This is a genomic window from Bradyrhizobium sp. AS23.2, from assembly GCF_001908185.1.
Lineage (GTDB): Bacteria > Pseudomonadota > Alphaproteobacteria > Rhizobiales > Xanthobacteraceae > Bradyrhizobium.
Genome location: NZ_LGHM01000061.1, coordinates 22,323 through 44,563, shown reverse-complemented (window position 1 = coordinate 44,563; position 22,241 = coordinate 22,323). Strand labels below are relative to the sequence as shown.

At 63.4% G+C, this 22,241-nt stretch carries 20 protein-coding genes; 9 read left to right on the top strand and 11 right to left on the bottom strand.

Annotated features, from left to right (window positions below):
- Window positions 1-43: 43 nt before the first annotated feature.
- From AC630_RS14690 to AC630_RS14665, 6 genes are all read right to left on the bottom strand, one after another.
- Window positions 44-799, bottom strand: a complete 756-nt coding sequence (locus AC630_RS14690; RefSeq protein ID WP_074119225.1) for a GntR family transcriptional regulator — start codon at window positions 797-799, stop codon at window positions 44-46.
- 227 nt (window positions 800-1,026) lie between these two features.
- On the bottom strand, window positions 1,027-2,166 hold the full coding sequence (locus AC630_RS14685) for an ABC transporter substrate-binding protein (protein WP_074119224.1): 1,140 nt from the start codon (window positions 2,164-2,166) through the stop codon (window positions 1,027-1,029).
- Between the two features lie 23 nt (window positions 2,167-2,189).
- Window positions 2,190-3,170, bottom strand: a complete 981-nt coding sequence (locus AC630_RS14680; RefSeq protein ID WP_074119223.1) for a branched-chain amino acid ABC transporter permease — start codon at window positions 3,168-3,170, stop codon at window positions 2,190-2,192.
- On the bottom strand, window positions 3,167-4,021 hold the full coding sequence (locus AC630_RS14675; protein WP_074119222.1) for a branched-chain amino acid ABC transporter permease: 855 nt from the start codon (window positions 4,019-4,021) through the stop codon (window positions 3,167-3,169). Before AC630_RS14675 ends, AC630_RS14680 begins: the two co-directional genes overlap by 4 nt.
- Window positions 4,018-4,761: an ABC transporter ATP-binding protein gene (locus tag AC630_RS14670; RefSeq protein ID WP_074119221.1), complete on the bottom strand. Its 744-nt coding sequence runs from the start codon at window positions 4,759-4,761 to the stop codon at window positions 4,018-4,020. The genes AC630_RS14675 and AC630_RS14670 overlap by 4 nt, the downstream gene beginning before the upstream one ends.
- Window positions 4,758-5,552, bottom strand: a complete 795-nt coding sequence (locus AC630_RS14665) for an ABC transporter ATP-binding protein (RefSeq protein WP_245330389.1) — start codon at window positions 5,550-5,552, stop codon at window positions 4,758-4,760. The genes AC630_RS14670 and AC630_RS14665 overlap by 4 nt, the downstream gene beginning before the upstream one ends.
- Before the next feature lie 359 nt (window positions 5,553-5,911).
- Here AC630_RS14665 and AC630_RS14660 point away from each other — a divergent pair, with 359 nt between their 5' ends.
- Complete coding sequence (locus tag AC630_RS14660; protein WP_074119219.1) at window positions 5,912-6,820, top strand: amino acid ABC transporter substrate-binding protein; 909 nt, start codon at window positions 5,912-5,914, stop codon at window positions 6,818-6,820.
- A 10-nt stretch (window positions 6,821-6,830) separates the two neighbouring features.
- Here the strand turns inward: AC630_RS14660 and AC630_RS14655 are convergent, their stop codons facing one another.
- Window positions 6,831-8,057, bottom strand: coding sequence for an MFS transporter (locus tag AC630_RS14655; protein ID WP_074119218.1), 1,227 nt, complete (start codon window positions 8,055-8,057; stop codon window positions 6,831-6,833).
- Window positions 8,058-8,148: 91 nt separating this feature from the next.
- Between AC630_RS14655 and AC630_RS14650 the strand changes: the two genes are divergently transcribed.
- The 4 genes from AC630_RS14650 to AC630_RS14635 are packed head-to-tail and all read left to right on the top strand — an operon-like array spanning window position 8,149 to window position 11,754.
- Window positions 8,149-8,634, top strand: a complete 486-nt coding sequence (locus tag AC630_RS14650; protein WP_074119217.1) for a MarR family winged helix-turn-helix transcriptional regulator — start codon at window positions 8,149-8,151, stop codon at window positions 8,632-8,634.
- Between the two features lie 2 nt (window positions 8,635-8,636).
- The gene (locus AC630_RS14645; protein ID WP_074119216.1) at window positions 8,637-10,688 is read left to right on the top strand and encodes an FUSC family protein; all 2,052 of its coding nucleotides are present in this window, start codon (window positions 8,637-8,639) and stop codon (window positions 10,686-10,688) included.
- Window positions 10,685-10,891, top strand: coding sequence for a DUF1656 domain-containing protein (locus AC630_RS14640; RefSeq protein ID WP_074119215.1), 207 nt, complete (start codon window positions 10,685-10,687; stop codon window positions 10,889-10,891). The genes AC630_RS14645 and AC630_RS14640 overlap by 4 nt, the downstream gene beginning before the upstream one ends.
- Window positions 10,888-11,754 (top strand): efflux RND transporter periplasmic adaptor subunit, encoded by an 867-nt coding sequence (locus AC630_RS14635; RefSeq protein ID WP_074119214.1) that lies wholly within the window; start codon window positions 10,888-10,890, stop codon window positions 11,752-11,754. Before AC630_RS14640 ends, AC630_RS14635 begins: the two co-directional genes overlap by 4 nt.
- Window positions 11,755-11,897: 143 nt before the next feature.
- Here AC630_RS14635 and AC630_RS14630 read toward each other — a convergent pair whose 3' ends face one another.
- Window positions 11,898-13,109: an acyl-CoA dehydrogenase family protein gene (locus AC630_RS14630; RefSeq protein WP_074119213.1), complete on the bottom strand. Its 1,212-nt coding sequence runs from the start codon at window positions 13,107-13,109 to the stop codon at window positions 11,898-11,900.
- 566 nt (window positions 13,110-13,675) lie between these two features.
- Here AC630_RS14630 and AC630_RS14625 point away from each other — a divergent pair.
- The 4 genes from AC630_RS14625 to AC630_RS14610 are packed head-to-tail and all read left to right on the top strand — an operon-like array spanning window position 13,676 to window position 16,374.
- Window positions 13,676-14,476 (top strand): outer membrane protein, encoded by an 801-nt coding sequence (locus AC630_RS14625; RefSeq protein WP_167561207.1) that lies wholly within the window; start codon window positions 13,676-13,678, stop codon window positions 14,474-14,476.
- Window positions 14,458-15,000, top strand: a complete 543-nt coding sequence (locus tag AC630_RS14620) for a porin (RefSeq protein ID WP_074119211.1) — start codon at window positions 14,458-14,460, stop codon at window positions 14,998-15,000. Before AC630_RS14625 ends, AC630_RS14620 begins: the two co-directional genes overlap by 19 nt.
- Before the next feature lie 53 nt (window positions 15,001-15,053).
- On the top strand, window positions 15,054-15,809 hold the full coding sequence (locus tag AC630_RS14615) for an outer membrane protein (protein ID WP_074119210.1): 756 nt from the start codon (window positions 15,054-15,056) through the stop codon (window positions 15,807-15,809).
- Between the two features lie 31 nt (window positions 15,810-15,840).
- Window positions 15,841-16,374, top strand: a complete 534-nt coding sequence (locus AC630_RS14610) for a porin (protein ID WP_245330388.1) — start codon at window positions 15,841-15,843, stop codon at window positions 16,372-16,374.
- 482 nt (window positions 16,375-16,856) lie between these two features.
- Here the strand turns inward: AC630_RS14610 and AC630_RS14605 are convergent, their stop codons facing one another.
- The 3 genes from AC630_RS14605 to AC630_RS14595 are packed head-to-tail and all read right to left on the bottom strand — an operon-like array spanning window position 16,857 to window position 22,100.
- Window positions 16,857-18,422 (bottom strand): adenylate/guanylate cyclase domain-containing protein, encoded by a 1,566-nt coding sequence (locus AC630_RS14605; protein ID WP_245330387.1) that lies wholly within the window; start codon window positions 18,420-18,422, stop codon window positions 16,857-16,859.
- 20 nt (window positions 18,423-18,442) lie between these two features.
- Window positions 18,443-20,944 (bottom strand): response regulator, encoded by a 2,502-nt coding sequence (locus tag AC630_RS14600; RefSeq protein ID WP_083636264.1) that lies wholly within the window; start codon window positions 20,942-20,944, stop codon window positions 18,443-18,445.
- A gap of 16 nt (window positions 20,945-20,960) precedes the next feature.
- Complete coding sequence (locus AC630_RS14595) at window positions 20,961-22,100, bottom strand: FIST signal transduction protein (RefSeq protein WP_074119208.1); 1,140 nt, start codon at window positions 22,098-22,100, stop codon at window positions 20,961-20,963.
- Between the last annotated feature and the right edge of the window lie 141 nt (window positions 22,101-22,241).

The window sequence follows — 22,241 nt, the reverse complement described above, 5'->3', positions numbered from 1 at the left end:
AGATCATGCGCAAATAAGAAGCTAAAGCGCAATTCATTGCGCTTTAGCGCCGGGCCGCCCTCGGCAGCTTGACGACGCGGTCGCCCGTCACCGCGTCGGCATAGGGCGCCAGGATATCGAGGAGATCGCGGCCGCGCTGCGGGACAGGGGCCACCAGTGCGCGATTGGCCACGGAATCGAGGTGATGGCGCATCAACTCCGTCACCTTGGCTTCGTCGCCCTTGGCGAGTGCGGCGATGATGGCGCGGTGCTCGCTGATGGCGCATTCGCTCGAATGCGGCCGGCTGTAGAGCGACAGCGTCAGGCAGCAGCGATAGGCGACCTCGCTGACATAGCGCACAAGGATCGGGCTGTTCGTCATGTGCGCGAGCAGGATATGGAATTCGGTAGCGAGGCGGATCGAAACCGCATCCGTGCCGCCGCGCGCGCGGTGCTCGGCGTCGACATGGGCGTTCAGTTCGGCGATCTGGCTCTTGGTCAGCTTGCCCGCGAGCTGACGGACCACGAGCCGCTCGAGCTCGATACGGATATCAAAGGCATCGCGCGCCTCCTGCCAGCTTGGGGTCGCCACCACCGCGATCCGGTTGCGGCGCAGCTCGACCAGGCCTTCCCCTGCCAATTGCCCCAGCGCGTGGCGGGCAATGGTGCGGCTAACGCCGAAACGTTCGCCCAGGGCATCCTCGGGCAGCTTTGCGCCGGGCTCGAGCGCCTGCTCGATGACCGCGCGCCGCAGCGCGCGGCAGATCACGCTGACCTTGTCTGACGATTTGGAAGTCTTGCTGGTGGGGCGCGCCGCCATCGGCGAATCCTCAGGATGGATCGAAGTGTCTCTTTAGCACAACCCTTCGCCGATCAAACGGTCCAATTGCATGCACTTTCAGCGGATGTGGCAGCCGCTGTCGGGGCGCCTTACGGGTTGGTTCGAGCAGCAGATCGCTTGCGAACAGCGCGAGATGCGAAAGAGCGCCCGTCTGCAGAGCAGGCGGACGCCCCCCAAGCGAGAAGCTCTGAGAGAGTTGGCGACCGCTACTGCAGTGCCTCAAGCTTGGCGTTCTTGCCGTCGACCACCTTGAAGACGACGTAGCGCGGCTGCATCTGTCCGTTCGGCAGGAACTGGACATCCCCGAACACGGTGCCCTTGACGGCCTTGCCGCGGATCGCTTCCGCCACCGTCTTGCGATCGAGCGACTTGGTCGCTTCGACCGCGCGCGCCCAGACCTGCACGGCAGCCGCGCCAAGCGCCGCGCTCTTGTCGGGATCGGCGCCATAGGCCTTCTTGTAGGCGGCCACGAACGACGTGCTTTCCGGCTGGGTCGTGAACGGGGGCAGGTCGGGGAAAAAGATGTCGGCCGAGATCACGCCGTTATTGGCATCGCCGGCCACCTTGAACACCGTGCTGAGCATGATGCCGACGGCGCCGACGAAGGTCGATTTGATGTCGGCCTGGCGATACTGCTCGACCATCGCCGGGAGCCCTGAGGAGTTCGAGGAGTTGGTGACGATAATGGCGTCGGCATTGGCGCCCTTGAGATTGGTGAGCTGCACCCGGAAATCGGTGTCCTTGAATGCGAACTTCTCGGTCATGACGACTTCGCCGGAGAAATTCAGCTTCTTGAACTCGGCTTCGACCGCGGTCTGGAAGCCGTTGCCGTAGACGTCGTTCTGGGTCAGGAAGGCAACCTTCTTCGCCTTCATCGTCTCGACGACATATTTGGCGATCACGCCGGCATCAAAGCCGTTCGAGCTGTTGATTCGGATCGCGTAAGGGTTTGTCTCGCCGCTGAGGATCAGGTCCGATTTCGAGACCGCGGTGATGTCCAGAACGCCGCCGCGCGCCAGAATCGGTTGCATGGCGAGCGTGACCGGGGAATTCCAGCCTTCGATGACGAGATCGGCCTTCTCGGCGATCATCTCGTTGGCACGGCTGACGCCGACCGCGGGCGTGCTCTCGTCGTCCTTGGAGATCACCGTGAGCTTGCGGCCAAGCAGGCCGCCCTTGTCGTTGATCTGCTGGACGATGAGCTTGACGGCATTGGTAACGGTCTGGCCGTCCGGACCGGCGCCGCCGCTCAGTGGAAAGATGGTACCGACCTTGATGTCCTGTGCCATGGCCGGCACGGTTGCGAGCCCCAACAGCAGCGCGAGAGCCAGTTTCGTCTTGTGCATGCGCTTCCTCCCAATATTTGTCTTCAGGACGTTTTCTTGGTGATACGGCGGTACAGGCCCACGAGGCCGGCGGGCCAGAAGATCAGGACCAGCGCCAGCACCGATCCCAGCACGATCTTGTTCCAGTCGCCGCCAAGCGACAGCAAATTCTGCTGGGCGATCAGGAGGGCTGTGCCGATCAACGGTCCAAGCAGGACGCGGCGCCCGACCAGCACGATGGCCGTAAGCATCATCACCAGGAAGTAGGATTCGAACATGTCGGGGCCGACATAGGCGCGCTGATAGGCGTAGAGCCAGCCCGCAAGGCCGGTGATCGGTGCCGAGATCACGAACACGGCGAGCCTGATCCGGCGCGGATCGACGCCGAGGCTCGCGGCCAGCGCCGGGTTCATCTGCACCATCAGCGCGGTGGTCCCGAGCCGGGAGCGGCGGAAGCGCGCGATGAAGGCGAGGGTGAGAAGCAGCAGGGCGAAGGCGATCGGCCAGAGGTCCTCCTGCATCGCCCCGGAGAACGTGGTGAGGAGCAATGGAAGCTTCAGCGGAGGAATGCCGACGATTCCGTCGGAGCCGCCGACGGCGTCCCAGTTGAAGGCGATCTCATAGGCAACGACGGCGGCAGCATAGGTCACGAGCGAGAACACGAACTCGCGGGTTCGCAAGGTGACGGCGCCGAGAAAGGCCGCAGCTGCAAGGCACAGCGCAATCGTTGCGGCCGCCGTCGCCCAGCCGTTCAGGCCGTATTTGACCGAGAGGTTTGCGGCCGCATAGCCGCCGATCGCCCAGAACACGGTATGGCCGAGACTGACCTCGCCCAGATAGGATAGCACAATGTCCGCGCCGTAGCACATCACCGCGAAGATCGCGATCGTGGTCAGGGTCGAATAGGCCACCGATGTGCCGCCGAGCAGGCGCGGGAGCATGAAGCCGATGACGACAAAGGCCGCAACCGCCGCTGCACGGAGGAAAGGGATCGAGCTTGATTGCTGGGACTCAATTGCAGTCATTTGGTCGCGAGCCCCGCCGGACGGATAACGAGCAGCGCCAGCAGAAGCGCAAAGGCCGCCGCCGTGGTATAGGCCTGCGCGACGAACGCGCCGAAGAAGGCCGTGAACAGCCCGAGCCCGAGGCCCGCGAGGAGCGCGCCTCCGATCGAGCCGATGCCGCCGAGCACGACCACGACGAAGGTCATGATGACCTCGTTAAAACCCATGCTGGTCAGGATTGGCGAGCGGGGCGCAACCAGCGCCGCGCCGAGCGCGACCGCTGAGCATTCAAACATGAAGACGAGCAAATAGACGATTTTGGCGTTGATGCCGAAGAGCTCTGCGAGCTTCGGGTCCTCGGCAACGGCACGAATGACCGAGCCGAACCGGGTGCGCTGCGTGAACAGCCAGACCGCGCCGTAGAGGGCGAGCGTGACGACCAGCACCAGCACGTCCTGCCAGGTGAACCAGAGCGGGCCGATGTCCACCTTGGCCCTCGCCAATGTCCCGGGCAGCGTCTGCGGATTGCCGCCGAAGATGAGGGCGCTGCCACCTTGCAGGACGTAACCGAGCCCGAGCGTCACGATCATGAGGCTGGTCAGGTTCTGCGTCATGACCAGGCGCATCATGGCGCTTTGCATCAAGAGGCCGATGGCGCCCAGCACGATGATCGCCACGACGATGGCGAGCGGGTAGGGCAGGCCCACCTTGGTGATGGCGTACCAGGTGACGAACGCCCCGAGCATGTAGAGCTGGCCGTGAGCAAAATTCACCAGGCGGGCGACGCCGAGCAGGATGGTCCATCCGAGGGCGATGCAGGCATAGCCCGATCCGAGGACAATCCCGTTGATGATCTGCTGCGCGATGTTCACGACGGCGCTCCATCCGCGATGGTGCCGAGATAGGCCTCGATGATGCGGTGGTCGGCGGCCATGATGTCGGCCGGCCCTTCGCCGACGATGCGGCCGCGTTCGAGCAGATAGAGGTGGTCGACGACTTTCAGCGCCGCCTTCACGTTCTGCTCGACGAGCAGCACCGGCAGGCCGCGGTCGACCAGCAGACGGATCCGGGACAGAAGATCGGTGATCAGCCGGGGCGCGAGGCCTGCAGAGGGTTCGTCGAGCATCAGCACGCGCGGACCGGCGAGCAGGGCACGCCCGACCGCGAGCATCTGCCGCTCGCCGCCGGACAGGGCTGCGCCCTTGTGCGAGCGGCGCTCGGCAAGCCGGGGAAAGAAGTCGAAAACCTCCGGCATGGTGAAGGTGTGCCGCCCGGTCGTGTCCGCAGGCGGCCGCACCAGCGCCAGGTTCTCGTCGACGGTCAGTTCGGCGAAGATGTTCTTGCCTTCGGGCACCAGCGTGAGACCGCGTGCCACCCGTTCATGGGCGGCGAGCTTCTCGATGCTGGATCCCTCGAGCTGAACGGAGCCGGTGACGACGGCGCGGCCGCGCGACCAGCCCGCGAGCGCGTTGACGAGCGTGGTCTTGCCGGCGCCATTCGCGCCGACCAGGCCGACCATCCGGCCCGCGGGCACGGCAATATTGACGCCTGATACCGCGACATTGCCGGCATAGCGCACGGAGAGATTGTCGCTTTGGAGCACCCCGCTCATTCGTCGCGCCCCAGATAGGCTTCCCGCACGCGGGGATCGCGCTGAATGTCGGCCGGCGTTCCCGTTGCCAGCATCGCGCCCTGGTCGATCATCACGATGCGGTCGGCAATCGACATGATGAGGTCCATGTGATGCTCGATGACGACCAGAGCGAGCTTGCGCTTGCGCAGGCCGATCAGGACATCGGCGAGCTTCTTCATGTCACCACCACTGAGGCCGGCCGCGGGTTCATCGAGCAGGAGCACTTTTGCACCCGTTCCGTAGGCCAGCGCGACCGACAGGAGTCGTTGTACGCCGTAGGGAATGTCGCCCGGGAGCTGGTCGTGATACTGCCGGGCGATCCCGAAGAAATCGAGCAACTGTGCGGCCGCCGTCTCGGCCGCGCGGCGAGTGGTGGCCTCTCGCCAGGGCGCGAACAGCGACGTCGCCAGATTGGTCGAGAAGTCGCGGAAGATGGCCGAAACCGCGTTTTGCAGGACGGTCAGCTCGCCGAAGAACGAGTTCTGCTGAAAGGTGCGGCGCAGGCCGCGGCCAGCCAGGTCGAAAGTCCTGAGCGCCGAGACGTCGCTGTTGTCGAGGAAGGTCCGGCCGCGATGGGTGACGGCATTGGTGACCGCGGCGAAGCAACTGCTCTTGCCGGCGCCGTTCGGGCCGATGATGCCGAGGATCTCGTCGCTGTGGACGGACCAGCTCACGTCGCGCAGGGCGACGAGCGCGCCATACTGCACGGTTAGCCCCTCGACGCGCAGGACCTCGCTCGCGCCGCGACCCGTTTCCCCGGAACTTGCCACCCGGCCGTCCATCCCTTGTTGTCCCGGTCGCATTTGCGGCAAACGGTACTTTTTGGCGGGGCAGCGCTCGCGGCAATTGATTTGGAATCAAATCGCAGGAGACAGGCGGCCTCGCAAGGCGAGGGTATGGCGGGCCCGATGCGAAAACTTGTGTTGACTGGTCGTTTGCCCTGAGGTGTTCAGACCGCGTCGCTCTCAACCCTGACGGCACCGCATGACATCGCCTCCCGCAGCGGTACATATAAAAGCGCGATAGCTGATAGACGGAACATCGTCTGGTGACAGTCCCGGCGCTGGGCTATCACCTTCCACGGTCGCGCCCGACAGGTGCGGCCGATGACCCCCTTGAGGAGCTGCCGATGCGTCTTCCCACCGTTATCCTGGCCCTGACATGTCTTGCGGGCGCAGCGTCCGCCGAAGACCTCTCGGGTACGCTCCAGAAGGTCAAGGAGACGAAGAAGATCACGCTGGGTTATCAGGAGGCGTCCGTTCCCTTCAGCTATCTCGACGGCAACCAGAAGCCGGTCGGCTTTGCCATGGACATCTGCCTCAAGATCGTGGACGCCGTGAAGAAGCAGCTCGGCATTCCCGACATCGCCGTCGACTATGTCGCCGTGACCTCGTCGAACCGGATTCCGCTGATGGTCAACGGCACACTCGATTTGCACTGTTCGGCGACGACAAACAGTGCCGACCGCCAGAAGCAGGTCGCCTTCACCAACACGCACTTCCTCAGCGCGACGCGATTTGCCGCCAAGAAGGCCGCAAAGATCAACACCATCGACGATCTCAAAGGCAAATCGGTCACGGCGGTGGCGGGGTCGGTCAACCTGACACAGCTTGCCAAGGTCAACACCGAACGCAACCTCGGCATCAATGTGATGCCGGCCAAGGACCAGGCTGAGGCCTTCCTGTTGCTGGAAACCGACCGAGCCCAGGCCTACGCGCTCGACGACGTCCAGCTCGCGGTCGCGATCGCGCGCTCGAAGGAGCCGCAGCTTTTCATGATCAGCGAGGAAACGTTCTCGAAGCCGGAGCCTTACGGGATCATGCTGCGCCGGGAGGACGCGCCGTTCAAGGCGCTGGCCGATCGCGCGACGGCAGAGCTCTACGCGAGCCCGGAGATCGAGATCCTCTACAGGAAGTGGCTGGAATCGCCGACGCCGCCAAACGGCCTCAACTACAACGTCCCGATGTCGGCGGCCTTGCGCAACGCCTTCAGGAAGCCGAGCTCGAGCGCCGATCCTGATGTCTACGTGTTGAACTGAGGCGAGGGCGCTAGCGCATTCGCGGCGTGTCGAGCAGCTGGCCGGCCAGCGCAGCGCCGATTGCCGCGATCGCAGCCATCGCCAGCGCCCACGGGACGAACAGCCGATGACCGATCAGCGCGCCGCTCACCAGCGGGGCGCTGATATTCGCGCCTGACATCAGCGACTGGTTGAGCCCCATGATCATGCCCTGGCGGTTGATCGCGGTGCTGCGCGACAGCTCGGCCGTCAGCGTGCTGCGCGCGAACATGGTGCCGGCGATGATCAGCGTCAGATCGATCGCGAGCAGGCCGATGTTGTTGCCAGACGCAAGGCCGGCGAACCCGAGGCCCATGCAGGCGAACGCCGCCATGACGATGTTTCGGTCGGACGCAATGAGACTTGCGCGCGTGATCAGCAGCCCCTGGACCACCATGTTGATGAAGCCGGCATAGGCGAACATCCAGCCGAGCTCACGCGCGCCGAAGGGATGGCCGTCCCACGAGAACCGCGCCGACAGGAACAGGCCGATCTGCGACAGGAACATCGAGTTGACGAAGAAGAACACGATGAGCAGGCCGAGCAGGCGCCAGGCGTAGCGCATGCCGAGCAGGCTGCGGGCCTGCGTCGGCTCGGGCACGCGATGCTGGTAAAGCGGCTCGGACGCCGGATGGTCCGGCGGGAGCAGGGCGATCGTCGCCAATATGCTGATCAGCGAGAGCACGGCGGCGGCCCATACCGGTGCGGTCTGGCCATAATGCACAAGGAAGCTCGAGAGCGCCGGGCCGAGCAGCAGTCCGGTTCCGATCGCGCCGCTGGTCATGCCGAGCGCCTGCTTGCGCGTTGCCGGCGCGCTGTGCTCGGCGGCGTAGGCGTGCGCGACCGAGATGTTGCCGGACGTCAGGCCGTCGATGATGCGTGCCAGAAACACCAGCGTCAGGTTGCCGGCAAGCGCAAGCAGGACAAATCCGACAAGCGTCCCGATCTGGCTGACCACCAACACCTTGCGCCGGCCGTAGCGGTCCGAGAGCATGCCGACCACCGGGCCGGCGATAAGCTGGCAGACGGCATAGGCCGAGATGAGCGCGCCGAGCAGGAACGGCGTGGCGCCCAGCCGCTGCGAGTAGAACGGCAGGAGCGGCAGGATGATTCCCATGCCGGTCGCGTCCACGGCCACGACGACGAAGGTCGGGATCAGCGTCAGCGCGCTGTCGCTCGCGACCACCGCCCGTGCTTCTGCCGCGGAACCCGGTCCCATCGTGAATTGTCCTCGTTCGCTTTTGCGTGATCGGCCTGAAGATGCCGGCTATATAGTTGCAAACTAATAGTTCGTGTCCTATCTAATTTGCATGGCTCCTTCGCAGGCTCATATTCATGGCGAAATCGGCCGGCTGGTCACGCGGCTTGGCCGTATCTGGCGGCGCGAGTCCGACCAGGCGCTGTCCGAGCACGGCCTGTCCTACGCAACCGCGATTCCGCTCCTGGTGCTGTCGCGCCAGGGCGAGAACGTGCGGCAGGGTGTGCTCGCCGACGAACTCGGCATCGAGGGGCCGTCGCTGGTCCGGTTGATCGACCTGCTCCAGGCCGAAGGCCTGGTTGAACGCCGCGAAGACCCCACCGACCGCCGTGCCAAAACGCTACATCTGACCAAAGCGGGCGCGGCCAAGGTCGAGGAGACCAACCGGGTGCTGCGCCGGGTGCGGGCAAGTCTGCTGAGGGATATCGGCACTGAGGAACTTGCGGTAACCTTCGAGACGCTCCAGCGCATCGAGCAGCGGGCCAGTCGCCTGCATGAAGCCAAGTCACTGCCAAGGCCTTTTGCAGAGGCGAAATAGTCATGCGCGCGGAAGAGCCGTTCCTGGTCCGCCACGCGGACCTCATTTTTGCTTTGAAGACGTTCGCCGCGTCGATCCTGGCGCTCGTTATCGCGCTGGCCATGGATTTGCCGCGACCCTATTGGGCGATGGCGACGGTCTACATCACCTCGCAGCCGCTCGCAGGGGCGACCAGCTCCAAGGCCTTCTTCCGGGTGATGGGCACCCTCGTCGGCGCGACCATGACGGTGGTGCTGGTGCCGAACCTGATCAATGCGCCGGAATTGCTCTGCCTCGCGATCGCGCTGTGGGTCGGGCTCTGCCTCTACCTTTCACTGCTCGACGGCACGCCGCGCAGTTATGTCTTCATGCTGGCCGGATACACGGTCGCCTTGATCGGCTTCCCCGCGGTGTCCGAGCCCGGCGCCATCTTCGATATCGCCATTTCGCGGGTGGAGGAGATCTGCCTCGGTATCATCTGCGCGAGCCTCGTCTCCACCATCGTCTTCCCTCGCAGCGTCGCGCCGGCCGTTGGCAATCGCGTTGACAGCTGGATGTCTGATGCGCGTCGCCTCAGCCAGGTGGTGCTGCTGCGTGAAGGAACCAGCGAAACGCGCCGCGGCAGGCGCCTCAAGCTCGCCAACGACATCGTCGAGATCGACACGCTTTCCACCCATCTCGCCTACGACCGGCTAACTGACGCCAACGCCGTTCGCGGTCTCGGCGAGATCCGGCTGCGCATGCTGATGCTGCTTCCGGTGATTGCGTCGCTGGAAGATCGGCTGGCTGCGCTCGGCGAGGAGGCTCTGCATCGGCATCCCGAGCTGAACCGGCTGCTGGAGGATCTGGCGCAATGGATCACGAGCGACGTCAGCGCGCGGCAGCCGGCCGAGCGGATCCGCGCCATGATCGCGGAGCGGCAGGCGGTGCTCGACGACAGCGCGACCTGGGAGCGGATCATCACCACCAGCCTGCTGTCGCGACTGCGCGAGCTCGTTGACCTCTCGCGCGACTGCCGCGCGCTGAGCGAGGCGATCGCAGAGAGCCGGAATGTTTCGACGCTCGATCTGGCGTTCCATTCGGAGGCTGGCGCTGCGTCCGTGCGCCACAGGGACCGCGGCCTCGCATTGTGGTCGGCGGCCGGCGCGGCATTGGCCATCCTGATCTGCTGCGCGTTCTGGATCGGGACCGGCTGGCCGGATGGCGCGTCGGCGCCGATGATGGCGGCCGTCGCGTGCTCGTTTTTCGCTGCGCAGGACGAACCGGCGCGCTTCATCCGCAGTTTTGGTTTGTGGTCGCTCGTCTCCATCGTCGTCGTCGCGATCTATCTGTTCGCGCTGGTGCCTGCCATTTCTCACCTTGAGGTTCTGGTCTTTGCGCTGGCGCCGACCTTCCTGCTCTACGGCCTCCTGATCGCGCGGCCGGCAACGGCGGGCACCGGCATGGCGCTCGCGGCCAACACCGCCACGCTGCTGGCGCTGCAAACGACCTACAATGCGGACTTTGCGTCTTACGCCAATTCTGCCGTCGCCTTCTTCGTCGGCGTCGTGATCGCCGAGATCGTCACGCGGATTGCGCGCGGCGTGGGTGCGGAGTGGATCGCCAATCGGCTGGTTCTGTCGAGCTGGAAGACGCTCGCGGTCGCTGCCGAGCGCCGCGGCAAGCGCGATCGCGCGGAGTTTGCAGGCCTCATGCTGCATCGGCTTGGCCTGCTGGTGCAGCGCATCGCCTTTCTTTCCGAGAGCAATCGCCGCGACACCGACAGTCTTGTCCAGCTTCGCATCGGCTTGAACATCATCGATCTGCGCCGGGCCCGCTATGGACTTGCAGCAATGACCATTTCCGTCATCGACGACATGCTCGACGAGCTGGCTGCGGCCTGCCGCAGCTATGCGGGCGTCGGAATGCCGGCCGAGCTGTTGCGGCATGTCGATCTGGCGCTGGCCCAGGCCGTCAAGGATCCCAACGAACGCGCGCGCGAAGACGCCTTGATCGGCCTCGTCGGCATAAGGCGCGGCCTGTTTCCGGATGCACCGGCCTATCGGGCGCGCGCAAGCGAGAGTGTTGCGGCATGAGATATCAGATCGACATCTACGGCGTGCTCGTGCCGGCGCTGCTGTTGTGGATCATCGTCGCTTATTTCCTGAGCGCGCTTCTGCGCCGCCTCATGCAGCGTTTCGACCTTTACCGGCTGGTCTGGCACCGCGCGCTGTTCGATTTCGCGATCTTCGTCTGCCTTCTCGGCGGCGTCGTCTATCTCTCGGAGTATCTCTCATGAAGGGGAATTTTGGCTGGCTTGGCCGCCTTGCGCTGACCGTGCTTGCGGTCGTCGCCGCGCTCGCCGTCGGCCGCGAGCTTTGGGTCTATTACATGGACTCGCCCTGGACGCGCGATGGCCGCGTCCGCGCCGACGTGGTGCAGGTTGCGCCCGACGTGTCCGGCTTCGTGACCGAAGTGCTGGTGAAGGACAACCAGAAGGTCCACCGCGGCGACGTATTGTTCCGGATCGACCGCGAACGTTTTGCGTTGGCGCTGCGGCAGGCCGATGCATCTGTGGCCGGCCATCAGGCAACGCTCGACCAGGCCAATGCGGATTTGAAGCGCTATAGCGCGCTGACGACCGACGCCGTGTCGCAGCAGAAGCAGGAGCAGGTGTTGGCCACCCAGCTCCAGGCCAAGGCGGCCTTCGATCAGGCCGTCGCCGACCGCGCGGTCGCCCAGCTCAACCTTGATCGCAGCGAGGTCCGCGCCTCCGTGAACGGCGTGATCACCAACATGGATCTGCGTCCCGGTGCTTACGTCACGGCCGGGAAGGGTGTGATGGCCCTCGTCGACACCGATACGCTGCATGTGGAAGGCTATTTCGAAGAGACCAAGCTCGCGCGCATCCGCGTCGGCGACAAGGTGCAGGTCCGCCTGATGGGCGAGAAGGTCACGCTGTCAGGCCGTGTCGAGAGCATCGCCGCCGGCATCGAGGACCGCGACCGCGCCGAGGGCGCGAACCTGCTCGCCAACGTCAATCCGACCTTCAGCTGGGTGCGCCTCGCCCAGCGCGTGCCAGTGCGCATCGCGCTGGATCCTGTGCCTGATACGATGTCGCTCGTGGCCGGGCGGTCGGCAACGGTTGAAGTGTTGAACTGAAACGATCAAGGTGCACGTCGCTGTGGGGTCTGTCTCCACTGACGCAGACCCCTCATCCGCCTTGCCTTCGGCAAGGCACCTTCTCCTACAAGGGGAGAAGGGAGAAAGTGCACCGCCATTGCCTCACGAAACGAGCGCTTCGTCTACGCGTTCGAATACTTCTTCAGCTCGAACCGTGCGATCTGGTTTCTGTGAACCTCGTCCGGTCCGTCGGCAAGACGCAGCAGGCGTGCAGTGGCATAGGCCTGCGTCAATCCAAAGTCGTTCGAGGTGCCGCCGCCGCCATGGGCCTGGATCGCCCAGTCGATGATCTGGCAGGCCATGTTGGGCACGGCGACCTTGATCATCGCGATCTCGGCTTTCGCCACCTTGTTGCCGACCGTATCCATTGCGTAGGCGGCGTTGAGCGTCAGCAGCCGCGCCTGCTCGATCATGATGCGCGCTTCGGCGATGCGCTCCTGCGTTACCGTCTGTTCCGAGACCGGCTTGCCGAAGGCGACCCAGCTGCGCACGCGCCGGCACATCTTCTCCAGCGTCCGTTCGGCAAGACCGATCAGCCGCATGCAGTGGTGGATGCGGCCGGGGCCGAGGCGCCCCTGTGCGATCTCGAAGCCGCGGCCTTCGCCGAGCAGTATGTTCTCTTTGGGCACGCGCACATTGGTGAAGACGACTTCGGAGGCGCGGTCGGGCACGCCGTAGAAGCCGAACACGGGGAGGGGGCGCTTCACCTCGATGCCGGGCGTGTCCATTGGCACCAGGATCATGGATTGCTGCTTGTGGCGGTCCGGATTGTCCGGATCGGTCTTGCCCATGAAGATGCAGATCTTGCAGCGCGGGTCGGTCGCGTTGGTCGTGTACCATTTGCGTCCGTTGATGACGTAATGGTCGCCGTCGCGCACGATCGAGCTTTCGATGTTTGTCGCGTCGGACGAGGCGACCGCGGGCTCGGTCATGGCGAAGCAGGAGCGGATTTCACCAGCGAGCAGCGGCTTCAGCCAGCGATCCTTGTCCGCCTCCGTGCCATAGCGCTCCAGCACCTCCATGTTGCCGGTGTCGGGCGCCGAGCAGTTGAAGACCTCAGGCGCCAGATGCGAACGGCCCATCACCTCGCAGAGCGGGGCATATTCGAGATTGGTGAGGCCCGCGCCGTGGCTCGACTCCGGCAGGAACAGATTCCAGAGACCTTCGGCGCGTGCGAGCGGCTTCAGCTCCTCGACGACAGGATAGCCTTTCCACGGCCCGAGCTCCTCCGCCTCGCGATAGAAGCGCACCTCGTTCGGATAGATGTGCCGGTCCATGAAGTTCTCGAGTCGCCGCTTCAGCTCGACCACCTTGGGCGACATGGGAAAAAGCATCTGGACCTCCTATGCATAAATCAGTGCCTGAGCTTGGGTCAGGCCGGGTTCGAATCGCGTTGGCGATCGCGGCATTGGGCCTGATCGCATCTTCATCAGCTCGTCAGGCGCAATCGCGTCAGAACTCACTCAGACCGTTGCGATGTTAACGCTCATTCACATGCTGTCTTGCGTCGTGCAGCAATTGAGAAGCGTGCGAGAAACAAACAGCAACTGTGACTTTCACGATACTGGCAATTCAAAAGGCCCTGCCTAAGATCGGCCTTAATTTAAAGAGGGGGCAATTATCGTGACAATACGAGGGGACTTCGGAAACGCATCCTTCGGGATCGCGCGCCCTTAGTTCGCCAATCGATAAGCCGCGGAGCGCATTTTCCTAGATAGCGCTCGGGCTCTTCCAACAACCAGGAATTCTTTCCGTCGATCCGCAACCTGCGTGATCGCCGGTTTCGTTCGTTCAAAAACAAGCGGGGGCTTACCTCCAAAGCTGTGACCTCGAATTCAACTGAAAATAGAAAACTACAAATAAAGAAACTTAAAATCAAACGAAGGAAATGGACATCGACATGCACATACGTTCAGGACGTTCCGTAATTCGCCGCCGTGGACTCGCAGCCGCCGTAGCAGCGGCGAGCGCGGCGATCACGCCACCCGTTCTTGCCGGCGGTCCGCTGCCTGCACCCGTCGTCTCCTGGTCCGGCTTCTACGCCGGCGTCCACGGCGGCTGGGGATGGGGCAAGACGGAGTTTCGTGACCCCAACAACAGCCCGGCCAACAATCCGTTCTTTGCGTACTTCAACGGCCCGCTCGCCGGCGGGCAGCTCGGCTACAATTGGCAGCAGGGCAACTACGTCCTCGGTGTGGAGGTCGACGGCTCCTGGTCATTCACGCGGGGCAACACCAGCACCTCGGCCATGATCACGTCGAGCACCAACAACGGGGTCGCCTACACCGGGCTCGCGACCGCAACGGGACGCGTCGGCTACGCGTCGGGCCAATGGCTCGCCTACGCGAAGGGCGGCGCCGCCTACGCCCGCATGGAGCTCTCGTCGAAGTTCACGCCGGAGCTCACCAACTATAACCGAGAGCTGTTCGGAGCCGTGGGCGGCGTCGGCCTGGAAGTGGCCTTCCTGCGCAACGTGTCTGCGAAGGTCGAATACAACGCGTTCTATCTCCCGACGGAGACGCTCCACTGGGTGAGCCCGAACACGACCTCCGAAATCAAGCATTTCGTCCAGCTAGTGAAGGCCGGCATCAACGTGCGCTTCAACGGCGACGGCGGCCCCCCCGCGCTAGTTCCCCAGCACATCGAAACAGCATTGAACTCAGATTTTCGGAGACAAACATCATGTCCACCACATCCATGAACCGCCACGTCGTTGCGCGCCGCGCCGCCCGGACGATCGCAGCGGCCATCACCGCCGGCCTCACCGCCATGATCGCCGCACCGAGCCACGCCGCTCCGATCGAGTACGTCAAGGTCTGCTCGCTCTACGGCGCCGGCTACTTCTACATTCCGGGCACCGACACCTGCACGAACGCCAACCAGATCGTGACGAACCAGTTCGACCTCGCGCGTGCACAGACGCGCGCTTCGACCGGCACGGCGATGGCTGCGTCCCTCGTCGCGCCGTGGCTTCCGACCGGCACGAATTACGCGGTCTCGACCCACTGGGCGACCTATGACGGCCAGCACGCCGCTGGGTTCTCGGGATTGATGCGGATCTCGGGCAACTTCGTGTTCTCGGGCGGCTTCTCGCTCGGCCTGGACAAGGGAAGCCTCACATCCCTCTCGAACCGGACGCAGACGGGATTCGGCACGTCGGTCCCATCGCAATCGTGGAGTGACATCCGTGGCCTCGGCCGCGCGGGCTTCATGTACGCCTGGTGAAGCACCCGAAACCCAATTCGCAAATTCATTCTGACATTTTGAAAGATCATCCCATGACAATCTCCATCCTGCGATCGGTGCGCCGTTTCCTCTCTTGTGCCGCTGCCGTCACTCCGCTTCTCGCGGCCATGCCGCTCACTGCCACGTCCGCGATTGCGGCCGACATGACCGTGAAGGCTCCGGTCGTCGCCCCGGTGCCGCTCTGGAACGGCTTCTACATTGGTGTTCACGGCGGCTACGGCGTGGGCAGCAGCCGTCTCGTCGACTCGAGCTTCGTTTTCGCGCAGGACCGCTTCACGATGGATACACGCGGGGCGATCGCAGGTGCGCAGGTCGGCGGCAACTGGCAGTTCGACAACCTCGTGGTCGGCGCCGAGCTCGATCTTTCCTGGGCGTCGATCAGGGGCAGCAGACCCAGTGATCCCGCGGACATCACCTCCGGCCTTGCGGTGGCGTACCATGCGCTGGCGACAGGCACCGGCCGCATCGGCTACGCATTCGACGGCTTGCTGACTTACGCCAAGGGCGGCGTCGCATGGGCCAACGTCGACTACCAGACCTTCACCGGCACGGCTTTCCCGTCCGACTTCAACCACCAGCGGACCGGTCTGACCGGCGGCGTGGGCCTTGAATACGCGTTGACGAACAATTTCTCGGCGCGACTGGAGTACGACTATCTGTACTTCGGTCCGGCTGCGATCGCGCTGTTCACAAAGTTCGGTGCCCAAAACGTCGACCATGAGCTGCACCTCGTGAAGCTCGGCGTGAACTACCGCTTCAACGGCGATGCCATCGTTGCTCGTTACTGAGCAGCGCCACCGTCATCGATTGGAGACAACCATGTGGAAGAAAATCAACGCGGCACGATACGTCTTCGGACGTAGCCTGCGCGCGATTCTCGCGACCGCTGCTCTGGTTCTGGCGATCCCGACGCCGGGCCATGCTGCGGTCGAGTACGAAAGGATCTGCTCGCTCTACGGTGCCTACTTTTTCTACATTCCGGGTACCGCCACCTGCGTGAACGCGCAGCAGACCGTGCAGAGCCAGTTCGACCTCGCACGCCAGGTAACCCGTGCAGCGACAGGAACGGCCATGGCAGCTTCGCTCGTCAATCCGTTCCTGCCCGACGGGACCAACTACGCGATCTCGACGCATTGGGCGGTGTTCGACGGGCAGCATGCCGCCGGTCTCGTTGGAATGATCAGGATCCAGGGAAATCTGTCGCTGACCATGGGCATCGCATTCGGTCTCGATCGCGGCAGCCTGACGTCCTTGTCCAACCGGACCGCGACGGAAAGTGGCGTGTCGTTCCCGGCGCAGTCATGGAGCGATGTGCGGGCACTTGGACGCGTCGGCCTCCAGTATTCCTGGTAGCCCGGCGCTGAGGAGCCACAATGCGAAGTGTCGCCCGGACGATGTGCTTGACGTCCGGGCGGCGCAGTCTGCGAGCACAGCGAAGCGATTCAGAATTTCTCTTCGGAGAGATTTCTGGATCGCTTCGTCGCTGTCGCCCTTGCTTGTCGCGCACGATGGCTGGGACGTGTACTCATTAGCACGGGGATGTCGGGCCTTGGGGGTGCAGCGGAAATGTTCTGCTCGACCAGAGCATTGCCGGTTTTGGACCCATTTCTGAACTCGCCAAGCTAGCTTTGAATTGTGAAAGACCTTCTGTTTCCCCACGAAACTGACGTGAGATGGATCGACCAGCGACACTTGTCCGGGGCCGTGCGCCACATCACGATCGCCTTGGAGGCCTTGCCGGTGAGCGAGGGTGTGCGCCGAGTGCTCGCTCGTTGCTTAAATTACACACCTGCTTCAGGAACAAGCCAGCCGAATGCGCCACACCCGGCGCGCGCCTAGATCCGGCTCAAGAAAAACGTCTCCAGTTTGCCTTTGCCCTTCACGTCAACGCTGCCGCGTGGCTCCAGCGCGAAGGGACCGACGAGCTGGCGGGCGGCATCCTGGGACACATGGATTCGATTGGGCAGAGAATAGGCCTCGAGCCGGCTGGCGACATTTACAGTATCGCCCCACACGTCGTAGACGAAGCGGTGCGCGCCGATGATTCCGGCAACCACGGGACCGGAATGTATGCCGATCCGGATTTGCAAGGACCAGCCGAAATGGCCGTTGACGCGGCTGAGCCGATCGATCATGCCAAGCGCCATGTTCGCGATCGCTGCGAACGGATCGGGATTCGGATCGGGCAAGCCGGCGACGGCCATGTAGGCATCGCCGATGGTCTTGATCTTCTCGACACCAAGTTCGCGGGCGAGCGCGTCGAACTCCGAGAACAGCCGGTTCAAATACTCGACCATCGCTGCAGGTGTGACCCGTGCCGATTGCTCGGTGAAGCCCACCAGATCGGCGAACAGAACGCTCACGACTTCGAAGCGGTCAGCGATCATGCCTTCGCCTTGGTTTAGGCGGTCAATCACCTGTCTTGGCAGGATAGTCAACAGAAGCCGCTCGAACTTGGCAGTCTCGTCCTCGATGCGGCGAAGATACTTCTGCTCTCGGTCGCGCCAACGCTTCTTGTGCAGACAAGCATTGATCCGCGCGCGCAGCAGGATCGGGTCGAACGGCTTCGGCAGATAATCCTCGGCCCCGGCCTCGATGCAGCGGATGGCGCTCTCGGTCTCCGTCAAGGCCGTGATCATGATAACCGGAATGCGGCGCAGCCGTTCGTCGGCCTTCACACGCACGAGCACGTCGAACCCATTTATATCGGGCATCATCAGATCGAGCAGGACGAGGTCAAACTCATCGTCGGCGAGCGCCTGCAGCGCCTGCTGACCGCCGCCCACCGAAGCGACGCGATGACCATCGCGGGTCAGGCGGCGCGACAGGAGCTCGCGGTTGGCCTCGATATCATCCACGACGAGAATGGAGCCGGTTTCGGTGACAGTATACGGCTCATGATGGACTGGCCCGAGGCTGCGCATCAAGTCGCTAACAATGACCGAGCCGATCCGATCGGAAGCCAAGCTCGTCTCCTCGACATCGACTGAGAAGCGCACGATGTGATCGAGACGCAGCAGCATGTCGGTAGCCGCCACGAGCAGGCGGTCCAGATCTGGCCGCAGCGAGTCGCTTGAGGAATTGGCGACATCCTCGCGCAGCATCTCGCCATAACCCTTGATCGCATTGAGAGGCGTGCGCAGTTCGTGACGCAGCTCCTGCTCTTGCGTGGCCGCTGCTGAGCCGGGCGGGTTCTTGGCGCGATCGCCGTCCACCAGCCGGTCGACCTTGCTGGCGAGATCCCGGGCAGCGGCGAGGATACGGTTCATATCGGGGAGGACGTCCTGGCGTCCTTTCCGGGACGCCTCCTCGTGCATGATCTCTGCATAGCCGAGCAAGGCGTTGACCGGGGACAGCAGTTCCTGGCGAAGGTGGGCAAGCCGAATGCGCCAGGCGCGCAAGCTGTCGGTGTCAATGTTGTTCATGGCCGATCCGCACTTGCGCGCGGAGCATGCCGGGGTACCAGCTCGTCGAGTGCCGCCAGGACGGCCTTCCCGCTGTATTCGCCCTTGTGCACCAAATGCTGTACCTGGCCGTTGAGGCGCGCGAGATCCTCGGCGGTCAGTGTCTTTGCGGTGATGACGATGATCGGGATCCGCCGCCAGCGGGATTCGGCGCGCACCCGCGCGATGAACTCGAACCCGTCCATCTCGGGCATCATCAGATCGAGCAGAATTGCTTCGGGTAAAGCCTCGCTCAAACGCTCGAGACCAACCCGACCATTTTCTGCCTGGGTGACCGTGCAATTGATCGATCGCAAGGCGCGCCCCATCAGCTCACTGGTCGGAGCGTCATCCTCAACGATCAGTACGTGCCGTGGCGCGCCCTTTGGGCAGCACTTTTCCACCGCACGGACCAGTCTGTCGCGATCGATCGGCTTGATCAGGTAATCGGCGGCGCCGAGCGAGAAGCCAATGGTCTGGTTATCGACGACCGTGACCATGATCACCGGAATTTCGGCAAGCGCCGGATCTTCCTTCATAGCGCTTAGCACGGCCCAGCCGTCCACTTGCGGCATTAGGACGTCGAGCGTGACGACGTCGGGCTTCAGCGTGCGGGCGAGCTGTATCGCCTCCTGGCCGTTGGCAGCCATGCGAACGGCGTAACCGCCGCGCTGCAAGTGTCTACGCAGCAGCTCCCGTGCGTTGGGATCGTCGTCGACCACGAGAACGGTCGGTGCGTGCTCGGGCTCCGTGACCTGCGGACCCTCGGGCCGCTTCTCTTCCGCCGAGATCGCAGTGTCCGATGCAGCGCGTGTCACCGCCGGCAGACGAACCACGAAGGTCGTTCCCTTGCCGGCTTCGCTGGTCAGCGTCACATCGCCGCCCATCAGCCGGCAGAAGCTCTTGGTGATGGCGAGGCCCAGCCCGGTGCCGCCATAGGTGCGGGTTGTCGAGGCATCGGCCTGAGTGAAGGCCTCGAATATCTTGGCCTGCTGATCCGGCGTCATGCCGATACCGGTATCGAGCACCTGGAACTCGATCCAGTCGCCGGCCTCGTTCGTATCACGGCGCGCGCTCAACGTGATCGTTCCGCTCCTTGTGAACTTGCAGGCATTGCTGAGCAGGTTGAACAGGGTCTGACGCACTTTGGTCAGATCGCTGTGGATCGTGCCGATCTCGTCGGCGCAGTTCACCGCCAGAGCGTTGCCAGTCTTCTTGGCCAGCGGGGTGACGGTCGCCGCAACGCTATCGATCATGGGCCGCAGCTCGAAGGTCTCGAGGTAGAGCGTCATCTTGCCGGCCTCGATCTTGGAAAGATCGAGGATGTTGTCGATCAATCCGAGCAGATGCTTGCCGGCATCCTGGATCTTGCGCAGGTCCTCCATCTCCAATTCGCGCCCGGCGCTCTGGGCGTCCTCGAACAGAATCTCGCTGTAACCGATGATCGCATTCAGGGGAGTGCGCAGCTCATGGCTCATGTTGGCGACGAAGTCAGATTTTGCGCGGGTCGCTTGCTCGCTCGCCCAAATCGCCTTGTGAAGCTCGCCCTCCATGCGTTTGCGGTCGCTGATGTCGGCGAGGCCGGTGATCATCGCCGGGCGCCCTTCGAACTGGACGCGCTGCGAGGCTATGAGCGCCCAGAACTCCTCGCCTCCAGCCCGCTTGAACAGCATCTCCATGCCCTCCACATGGCCGTGCTCGGTCAGCGCACCGATGAAGCGCTCACGATGCTGCGGGTCTGCATAGAGGTTTTTAGTTTGTAGGCCCAGTGCGGACGAACCTTCGAACTTGAACATTTCACTGAAATGTTGATTGGCATACCGGATGATCCCGTCATCGAAGGTGACGATCACCACCGCCATCGGCGCAGCCTCGGCAATGACGCGCAGCCGCTGCTCGCTTTCCTGGATCGCCTGCTCCGCCTGCTTCACGTCGGTGATGTCGGTATAGGTCGCGACCGTGCCGCCATCGTCGGTTTTGCGCTCGTCGATCTGGATCCAGCGCCCATCGGAGCGGTGTTGCACGTGCGTGCCCTTGGGATTGCGATGCCGGGCGAGACGTTCGGCGACCCAGGCCTCGACATGCTCCTGCGCGTCGCAGATCTCGCCGCTCGCGGCCGCGCTGCGGAGGATCGTTTCGAACGACACGCCCTGATTCACGACATTGATGCTGCCGGTGCCGTGCATGTCCCGGTACCGCTGGTTGTATATCACCAGTTTGTCATCCGAATCGTAGAGCGAGAACCCCTCCGAGATGCTCTCGATCGCATCGGTCAAGCGAGTCTGGGCCCGCGTAGCCTCGTCACGCGCCTCCGACAGCTCCTTCAAGCCCAGCTCCGCTGAGCGCTCGAGCATCGCTCGATCGCTGTCGAAATCGGCGTATGCGGCATCGACGGCTGCTACGAAAGGCTGCAGCGCAGCCGGCACCTCGTCCTCGACACCGAGGTGCTTTCTGAGCTGGCGTCGTAGCAGCCTGTGCATCTGTGTCCTATGACGTTCAGTCCTCGGCGAAAGTTGTTATGGTCATGGTTTGATTGTGCAGGCGGCACTCACCACCATGCACGAAGGGGCAAAGCTCGCCATAGGAGTAGAACCCGGAAATCTTCGTATTCGTCCCGAAGACATCCCGGATTGCTTCGATTTCTTCTTCGGTGCGCTGCTTCATCACAAGCTTACGACCGACACAGCTCACCAGAATTGCAAGATCCGGTCGCCTGTCGCCCAGCCCACTGAGGCTGGCCTTGGCGGCGGCCGTCGCGCCGTCGACCAGATCGTCAACATTGGTCTTCATCAACTGCGCCGTTCCGCCCTGTCGGATGTCGCCTGCGAACGTCATTGACTTGTTCTGCTCGTTCACAGACAGGACGGTCCGGACGACACCCTGGTCGCCCTTTGCCTCGGTAACCAAGATCGGAAAGAGCAAGGCAGAGCTTGGCAACTGCTCGGCGTGTGCGCCCAGGTACGATTTGTAAAGGTCGAGCGCTGACCGTCCATCCAGCTCGTAGAGGATGTTGCCCTCGGCCCGAGTGATGATGCGCACCGGCCCGAATGGCTCCCAGCCGCCCATCGATGCGTAGCCAATTCGCAAATCGTCGCCGTACAGGCCCACCGCTGCTACGCGGTCGGGCCCCGCGGCATCGTCGGCAACGACCCAAGTCTCGGCGAAGTTGGTCCCGTCTCCGGAAAGGCCACCTGTGATCGACACGCCTTCTGGGACGCCGCCCGCCAGACCGCGCGCCAAGTCGGAGCCATTGACGTGCAAGCCATCCGAAAGCACGAACACATGGCGTAACGAGGCGTCGTTCAACTGCTGCGCGAGCTCCTTGCCGACGTCGTAGCTCGCCTTCGCCTCGCCGATCGGAACGGAGGCGGACCGGAGTCGCGCATGTTCGAAGTCGACAACTGTGGCAATCACCGAGTCGTCGACGACCATGTCACCGACAATCTCTCCGGAAGTCGAGCAACCGAGCATCGCGGCCCCTTTGAAATGGTCGCGCAGCTCGCTAACGGGATCATCTGCCTGCATTCGCGATCTCGCGCCGAAAACGAACACTACACTTTGGCGTCCGACGTCACCGGTAGGCAAATTCGGCCGCCACCCCTCACTTTGGGACCATTTGTATTGTGCTGCTTTCATGAGTTTCCTCCCGCTCCTGATCGGCCTGCCACCCCGGTCTGGACATCCGCCCGAGTAGAGTAGCTGATCGCCGCTGCAAGCACGGCGATAACTCCGGCCATGAAATTTGCGAGACTGCACCCCCCGCCTGCTAGAACGTGG

What these genes read in the sequence shown, in the direction of transcription:
- AC630_RS14685 (WP_074119224.1), bottom strand. Translation starts at nt 2,166, where the DNA reads ATGCACAAGACGAAACTGGCTCTCGCGCTGCTGTTGGGGCTCGCAACC.
- AC630_RS14595 (WP_074119208.1), bottom strand. Translation starts at nt 22,100, where the DNA reads ATGAAAGCAGCACAATACAAATGGTCCCAAAGTGAGGGGTGGCGGCCG.
- AC630_RS14640 (WP_074119215.1), top strand. Translation starts at nt 10,685, where the DNA reads ATGAGATATCAGATCGACATCTACGGCGTGCTCGTGCCGGCGCTGCTG.
- AC630_RS14625 (WP_167561207.1), top strand. Translation starts at nt 13,676, where the DNA reads ATGCACATACGTTCAGGACGTTCCGTAATTCGCCGCCGTGGACTCGCA.
- AC630_RS14620 (WP_074119211.1), top strand. Translation starts at nt 14,458, where the DNA reads ATGTCCACCACATCCATGAACCGCCACGTCGTTGCGCGCCGCGCCGCC.
- AC630_RS14690 (WP_074119225.1), bottom strand. Translation starts at nt 799, where the DNA reads ATGGCGGCGCGCCCCACCAGCAAGACTTCCAAATCGTCAGACAAGGTC.
- AC630_RS14610 (WP_245330388.1), top strand. Translation starts at nt 15,841, where the DNA reads ATGTGGAAGAAAATCAACGCGGCACGATACGTCTTCGGACGTAGCCTG.
- AC630_RS14635 (WP_074119214.1), top strand. Translation starts at nt 10,888, where the DNA reads ATGAAGGGGAATTTTGGCTGGCTTGGCCGCCTTGCGCTGACCGTGCTT.
- AC630_RS14600 (WP_083636264.1), bottom strand. Translation starts at nt 20,944, where the DNA reads ATGCACAGGCTGCTACGACGCCAGCTCAGAAAGCACCTCGGTGTCGAG.
- AC630_RS14670 (WP_074119221.1), bottom strand. Translation starts at nt 4,761, where the DNA reads ATGAGCGGGGTGCTCCAAAGCGACAATCTCTCCGTGCGCTATGCCGGC.
- AC630_RS14660 (WP_074119219.1), top strand. Translation starts at nt 5,912, where the DNA reads ATGCGTCTTCCCACCGTTATCCTGGCCCTGACATGTCTTGCGGGCGCA.
- AC630_RS14680 (WP_074119223.1), bottom strand. Translation starts at nt 3,170, where the DNA reads ATGACTGCAATTGAGTCCCAGCAATCAAGCTCGATCCCTTTCCTCCGT.
- AC630_RS14655 (WP_074119218.1), bottom strand. Translation starts at nt 8,057, where the DNA reads ATGGGACCGGGTTCCGCGGCAGAAGCACGGGCGGTGGTCGCGAGCGAC.
- AC630_RS14645 (WP_074119216.1), top strand. Translation starts at nt 8,637, where the DNA reads ATGCGCGCGGAAGAGCCGTTCCTGGTCCGCCACGCGGACCTCATTTTT.
- AC630_RS14630 (WP_074119213.1), bottom strand. Translation starts at nt 13,109, where the DNA reads ATGCTTTTTCCCATGTCGCCCAAGGTGGTCGAGCTGAAGCGGCGACTC.
- AC630_RS14615 (WP_074119210.1), top strand. Translation starts at nt 15,054, where the DNA reads ATGACAATCTCCATCCTGCGATCGGTGCGCCGTTTCCTCTCTTGTGCC.
- AC630_RS14650 (WP_074119217.1), top strand. Translation starts at nt 8,149, where the DNA reads ATGGCTCCTTCGCAGGCTCATATTCATGGCGAAATCGGCCGGCTGGTC.